The 6781-nt window shown below is 46.8% G+C and carries 5 protein-coding genes and 1 pseudogene; 5 read left to right on the top strand and 1 reads right to left on the bottom strand.

Features of this window, described 5'->3' with window-relative positions; genetic code table 11:
- From EWV66_RS04085 to rsgA, 5 genes and pseudogenes are all read left to right on the top strand, one after another.
- A pseudogene (locus EWV66_RS04085) lies at positions 1-113 on the top strand (IS630 family transposase); the annotation flags it as partial.
- Between the two features lie 248 nt (positions 114-361).
- A complete protein-coding gene (gene dnaK, locus EWV66_RS04080; protein WP_185237172.1) occupies positions 362-2410 on the top strand; it encodes a molecular chaperone DnaK in 2049 nt (682 codons plus the stop codon).
- A 248-nt stretch (positions 2411-2658) separates the two neighbouring features.
- Complete coding sequence (dnaJ, locus tag EWV66_RS04075) at positions 2659-3783, top strand: molecular chaperone DnaJ (RefSeq protein WP_052276571.1); 1125 nt, start codon at positions 2659-2661, stop codon at positions 3781-3783.
- Positions 3784-3982: 199 nt separating this feature from the next.
- Complete coding sequence (locus tag EWV66_RS04070) at positions 3983-4204, top strand: sulfurtransferase TusA family protein (protein WP_002738399.1); 222 nt, start codon at positions 3983-3985, stop codon at positions 4202-4204.
- Positions 4205-5281, top strand: coding sequence for a small ribosomal subunit biogenesis GTPase RsgA (gene rsgA / locus EWV66_RS04065; protein WP_052276570.1), 1077 nt, complete (start codon positions 4205-4207; stop codon positions 5279-5281).
- Between the two features lie 137 nt (positions 5282-5418).
- Here the strand turns inward: rsgA and EWV66_RS04060 are convergent, their stop codons facing one another.
- On the bottom strand, positions 5419-6618 hold the full coding sequence (locus EWV66_RS04060; protein WP_052276569.1) for an acetate and sugar kinases/Hsc70/actin family protein: 1200 nt from the start codon (positions 6616-6618) through the stop codon (positions 5419-5421).
- Between the last annotated feature and the right edge of the window lie 163 nt (positions 6619-6781).

Raw genomic sequence — 6781 nt, 5'->3', positions numbered from 1 at the left:
CAGCCATTTATGAATGTTTGAATGATGCCCATTTGAAACATAAAAAAGAACTGGATTCCTTGCTGACTCTACGATTTCAGAAGTTTAATAAATCTCAGATTATGAACGTCTAAAGTATACAAAGAATAGAGAGCGAAAGCATCAGCAAAATTACTGGTTGTGGGTTACTCTTGATATATGGTCCAACAAATCGATCTGGGCAGGCTTGCCGACTTTACCAACAAGTTTTGTTAGCCTCGGAGGAAAACTACCAGCTTTCAACCGGGGCAAGATTAGACGGGGTAAAAAGCCCTTTTCTAATTTGGGGACAATTTTTGTCAGCGACTGTATCCTATTAACTATCGTTATTATTTAGAGCGTCATGGGAAAAGTCATCGGCATCGACTTAGGGACAACCAACAGTTGTGTTGCGGTACTCGAAGGAGGTCAGCCGATTATAGTTCCTAACTCGGAAGGGGGAAGGACAACTCCTAGTATCGTGGGATTCGGCAAAGGCCAGCGCCTAGTGGGACAACTGGCCAAACGTCAAGCGGTCACTAATGCCGAAAATACCGTCTATAGCATCAAACGCTTTATCGGTAGGCGCTGGCAAGACACCGAGGTAGAAAGGGGACGAGTTGCCTATCATTGCCAACGCGGTCGCGATGATACCGTCAATATCAAAATTCGCGATCGGGAATTTACCCCCCAAGAAATCTCGGCCATGATCCTGCAAAAATTAAAGGCCGATGCTGAGGCCTATCTGGGAGAACCGATTAACGAGGCCGTGATTACAGTTCCCGCCTATTTTACCGATGCCCAACGTCAGGCCACTAAAGACGCGGGGATAATCGCAGGACTAGAAGTATTAAGAATTATTAACGAACCCACCGCCGCCGCCCTAGCCTACGGTTTAGATAAACAAAACGAAGATCAACATATCCTCGTTTTTGACCTAGGGGGAGGAACCTTCGACGTTTCCATCCTGCAACTGGGGAAGGGAGTCTTTGAAGTGAAAGCCACCGCCGGCAATAACCATCTTGGGGGGGACGATTTTGATAACCTCTTAGTGCGGTGGCTGGTGGAGAACTTTCAAAGCCAAGAAAACATCGATCTGTCCAGCGATCGCATGGCGATCCAAAGACTGCGAGAAGCCGCCGAAAAAGCCAAAATCGAGCTTTCTAGCCTGATTACCACCTCGATCAATCTCCCCTTCATCGCCGCCGACGAAACTGGCCCTAAACACCTAGAATTGGAAATAACTCGCACTAAATTCGAGGAATTAACCAGAGAATTAGTGGGAAAAACCCTGGAACCCGTACAACAGTCCCTCAAAGATAGCGAACTGCAGCCTAGCGATATCAATCGTGTCATTCTCGTGGGCGGTTCCACCAGAATCCCCGCCGTACAGCGATTAATCTCCCGTTTCTTTTCTGCAGGCCAGATCGATCGCTCTGTTAACCCCGATGAGGCCGTTGCTTTGGGGGCAGCGATTCAAGCGGGAGTTTTAGGTGGAGAAGTAGAAGATATCCTCCTCCTCGATGTCACCCCCCTTTCCCTCGGCATTGAAACCCTCGGCGAAGTCTTTACCAAAATTATCGATCGCAATACCACTATCCCCACCAGTAAATCTCAGGTTTTCTCCACCGCTGCCGATGGTCAAACTTCGGTGGAAATTCATGTTCTGCAAGGGGAAAGGGCCATGGCCCGGGATAATAAAACCCTCGGTAAATTTCTCCTGACGGGAATTCCTCCCGCCCCTAGGGGTATGCCACAAATCGAAGTAGCCTTCGAGATCGATGTTAACGGCATCTTGAAAGTGGCCGCCAGCGACCAAGGCACCGGCAAAGAACAAAGCATTTTAATTAGTCATACTGGAGGGCTGAAACCGAACGAAATTGAAAAAATGCGCCTAGAAGCCGAAAAATACGCCGAATTTGATTGCGGTCGTCTGCAAATGATCGATATTCGCCAGCAATGCGATAGTCTTTTCTATAGCTACGAAGTCACCCTCAGGGAAAACAGCGAGTTAGTTGCCCCCGATATCCGGCAACTGGCCGACCAGAAGCGACAACAGTTGGAAATCGCCCTGCGCGACCCTTCCATATCCCCAGAAAAGCTAAAAACCATCCTGGAAGAATTTCGTCAGATTGTCCTCGAAATCGGTACCCGCATCTACAGGGGTAAACAAGAGGACACCCAAATCCTCAACGGTACTGGTTTTGAATCGATCAATGTCACCGAAAAACTGACCCGACCCACCCGCATCCGGACCACTCCCCCCAATATCTTCGCCGACGGGCAAACCTTCTCCCACACTAGAACCAGAACCTATAGTAATCTGGAAACTAAATTCAGCGAATCGGGCAGTGATGATCACCCCTACGATGGCGAAGAAATGAGTGCCAGTGACTACGAGGCCGTAGATTAAAAAGTGATCAGTGACCAGTAATCAGTAATCAGATGTGAGTTTTCAGCTTTTTTCTCCCCTTCTCCCCACACCCCACGCCCCACTTTCTCCCCACTTCCCCACTCCCCCACACCCCACTTCCCCACTCCCCCACTTCCTTACCAAAAAAATAGTAGGGATAACCCAACTAAACTATTATGTATAGTTTGTTAAAGTAACAACTAGACTTAAACTTTATTTATAAATTGCCAGCAGAACCATAGCCCCCTATGCCCACTGATTACTACGAAATTCTAGGTGTCTCGCGAGATGCGGGCAAAGAAGACATCAAACGCGCCTATCGTCGTCTCGCCCGAAAATACCATCCCGATGTTAACAAAGAACCAGGAGCCGAGGAACACTTCAAAGAAATTAACCGCGCCTACGAAATTCTCTCGGAACCGGAAACCCGCAATCGTTATGACCGCTTTGGTGAGGCCGGGGTTTCTGGAGGTGCTGCCGGTTTTGATCCCGACAATATGGGCGGTTTCGCCGATATATTTGAGACAATCTTTAGTGGTTTTGGGGGCATGGGCGGCCAAGCAACGGCCCGCCGACGCACAGGCCCTACCCGGGGCGAGGATCTACGTCTCGATTTTCGACTAAAATTCCGCGAGGCGGTCTTTGGCGGCGAAAAGGAAATCCGCATCCGTCATCTGGAAACCTGTCAAACCTGTAAAGGCAGTGGGGCCAGACCTGGGACCAGTTCTCGTACTTGTACCACTTGCAATGGTGCTGGCCAAGTACGTCGCGCCACCCGTACTCCCTTCGGTACTTTTGCTCAGGTTTCGGTCTGTCCCACCTGTGACGGCGCTGGCGAAGTGATCGAGGAAAAATGCGACGTTTGCGGCGGTTCCGGACGTAAACAGGAAACCAAAAAACTGAAAATTACCATCCCCGCGGGGGTTGACAACGGCATGAAATTGCGCGTTGCCCGGGAAGGTGACGCAGGACTTAAAGGCGGGCCGCCGGGGGATTTATTCGTTTATCTAACCGTGGAAACAGATACAGAATTTCAACGGGAAGGCAATGATATTAAATCGAATATCTCGATTAGTTATATCCAAGCGATTTTAGGATGTACTATTAAAGTTAATACGGTAGATGGCCAAGAAGACCTGACTATCCCTGCCGGTACTCAACCGAACACCGTACTGATTTTAGAAAATAAGGGGGTTCCTAAATTAGGCAATCCCGTCAGTCGCGGTGATCATCGCATTACCGTTAAAATCTCGATTCCTACCCGTGTCACCGGAGAAGAACGGGATTTACTGGAAAAATTAGCAAAAGTTCGCGGGGAAACCGTGGGGAAAGGCGGCATCGAGGGATTTTTAGGTAATATCTTCCATAAATAGGGCAGGCTGAATAAATCTAAAAATCTTGTCGGTTAACGGAGGCAGGGGGCGGTCGGCGGTCGGCAGGAGTCAGTATTCAGGAGTCAGGAGATAGGAGATTATTTTATTTATTCTCCCCACACCCCACACCCCACACCCCACACCCCACACCCCACACCCTGCCCCTAGGAGAAACTTTTTCAGCAAACCCTAAATAATTATGACTTTAGACCTGCGCGGCACTCCCTGCCCAATTAATTTTGTCCGGACAAAATTGCAATTAGAGAAAATGACCGCCGGGGAACGGTTGGAAGTCTGGTTAGATGCCGGGGAACCGATCGAACAGGTTCCCACTAGCCTGACAGTGGAGGGTTATCAGATAGAATCGATCGAGGACCGAGATAGCTTTTTTGTTCTCAAAGTCTATCGTCCCGATTCCTAAATGGTAGATGCACAATTAACCGATTTATACGGTACAGTGGTGGCCGTACAGGCGAATTTCTATCAGGTACGCTTGGATTCTGCCGTTATGGGCGAGAATCTTCTCTGTACCCGTCGCGCTCGCTTGCAAAAAATTGGTCAATCGGTGATGGTTGGTGATCGGGTGCGTGTGGAGGAAGCCAATTTTGATGATCGGCAGGGTGCGATCGCAGAAGTCCTCCCCCGCAGTACCGAGATCGATCGGCCGGCCGTTGCTAATATCGAGCAGATTTTGCTAGTTTTTGCCCTTGCTGAACCCGTCCTCGATCCTTGGCTGATCAGTCGTTTTTTGGTGAAAGCCGAGTCCACAGGCTTAGAAATTGCCGTCTGTGTCAATAAAATTGATCTGGGGGAACCCGAACAAATAGATTTCTGGGGCGATCGCCTAGCTGCTTGGGGATACCGGCCTTTTTTTGTCAGTGTCGAGAAAAATCGGGGATTTGAGGCTTTATTGGCACAATTAAACCATAAAATCACTCTCTTGGCCGGTCCTTCGGGGGTGGGAAAATCGAGTTTAATTAATTGCCTAATTCCTGAGATTAACCAACGGGTGGGGGATGTGTCGGGAAAACTGCAAAAAGGTCGTCACACTACCCGTCATGTGCAGTTATTTGCTTTACCAAATCGGGGTTTATTGGCCGATAGTCCGGGTTTTAACCAACCTGATCTTAACTGTTTACCGGAACAATTAACTTTTTATTTTCCGGAAGTGAGACAGCGTTTAGCTTTAGGAAATTGTCAATTTAATGATTGTACTCACCGTCGGGAACCTAACTGTGTGGTGAGGGGAGATTGGGAACGTTACCAACATTATTTAGAGTTTTTAGAAGAAGCGATCGCACGAGAACAGTCATTACAGAAAACTAGCACAAAAGAGTCAAGTTTAAAGTTAAAAATTAAAGAAGCAGGTCAAGAAACCTACGAACCCAAGTTAGCCAATAAAAAATACCGTCGTCCTTCCCGTCGCGGCAAAAATCAAGATCAGGAACGCTACGAAAATAAAACTCTCCAAGATATTTATAATGACGATTCTGAATAGAATGGGTTCAGTTGGGTTTACGGCAGTTATCTTAATGGTGAGATACGAAGTTTTCCTTTTAGTATTCCCCACAATTACCATAAAAATTCTATTCACACCTAAATTTTGACTTTTGACTGATGCTGAAGTTGATGTTTTTAAGCATTATTGACCTTCTCACCTCTAAGAGCCGAAAATAAACAGAGACGACCCAAACCTAAGATTGCTGGTGAGAAGGTTTCTTGACTGGGGGACTCTAGATTGCAACCAGCAAATTCTTGCTGTATTTCTGTTAGAAAATAGGGCCAAATGGTTAAGAAAAAATTACCGCTAAAAATTATTTGATCGATGTCTTCAAGACTTTTTTGCTGTTTTTCTAACAAATCATTAATTTTTTGTCTTAAATTATCTAGATATGGTATAATGACCTTCTTATTTAAATCGCTGCGACTGACAGTCCAAGTATGACCGGCTAGAGAGGAGGTAAATTCGCTTTCTTCTTGCAGGATTAATTTGGTTAATCTAGCGGCTGCCAGTAAAGATTTTTTTAAGGGATTAGTATCGGTGAGATCGGAGCGGGAAAGAGGCAAAAAAGAACGCCAGAGAGGATAAATTAACTGAGAGAGTATGGCTCGTTCATAGGTGTTTTCCCCGTAGTTAAAATGGCTCAGAGCGATCGCTTGACGGGATAAAGAGCGAGTTTGCGGCGGGACTTCCAGCAGTGCTAAAGTGGTAGTCTCTCGTTTACCTTCGATCACCAGTAGGGTTTGGGTTTGGGGTTGGTCGCTAGTGGGAATATGGGCCAGAGCAGTAGCGATCGCTGTTTCTAGACTAGATAGGCGATCGGGGGGTATTAGTTGCGCGCTGAGAAGGGCTTTTTTCAGGTCATCCGTGGAGGTTTCCCCATCGTCGGTGATAATGATAGCTTCTAATCGCTCTAAGGCTTCCCAGAGCCAAGAATCGGTGCTAAAATCCCGATGAGATAGCCAACTAATTAGATATTCGTCCACCTGGGAGCAGGGTAAGCGATCGCTTGTTCCCGTTGCCAGACTCCAAGAAAGAGGATAAAAATCGATTAATCCTTGGCTTTCCCGAAAAAAGACGATTTTCACCCCCTCTGGTTGCACCTCCATTCCCAGGGACCAACGGGCAACTTCAGGGGTTGGAGCGGGCAACAATAAGGGAGAAAGCATCACTCTGGCCGATTCTAAATGTTGACGAGTGGCGATAATTGTCTCGGAAGTAACTTCTTGCGGGTTAACTAGAGACGAAATCACCCCAGAAAGAATCCGATCGATCTCGGTCAGTAGGGAGGAAAAATCCTGTTTATCGGTCACTGGATCATTAAAAATACCCACAACTTTCCATTGTAGAATCACCTGCCTAAAACGAACAAAATTTAAATAGAACTCTTGCAAATTAATTATATGTTATAATGATGGGTTAACTAATTTTCCCCAAAAAATTAGTTAACCAGTACATTAGTCCTGAATGAAAACTTGAAGTTTAACTTTTAACTCA

It is taken from the genome of Microcystis sp. M_OC_Ca_00000000_C217Col (assembly GCF_007095585.1).
In the GTDB taxonomy this organism is placed as follows: domain Bacteria; phylum Cyanobacteriota; class Cyanobacteriia; order Cyanobacteriales; family Microcystaceae; genus Microcystis; species Microcystis panniformis.
The sequence above is the reverse complement of the archived record's forward strand: the minus strand, read 5'-3'. Positions and strand labels throughout refer to the sequence as shown.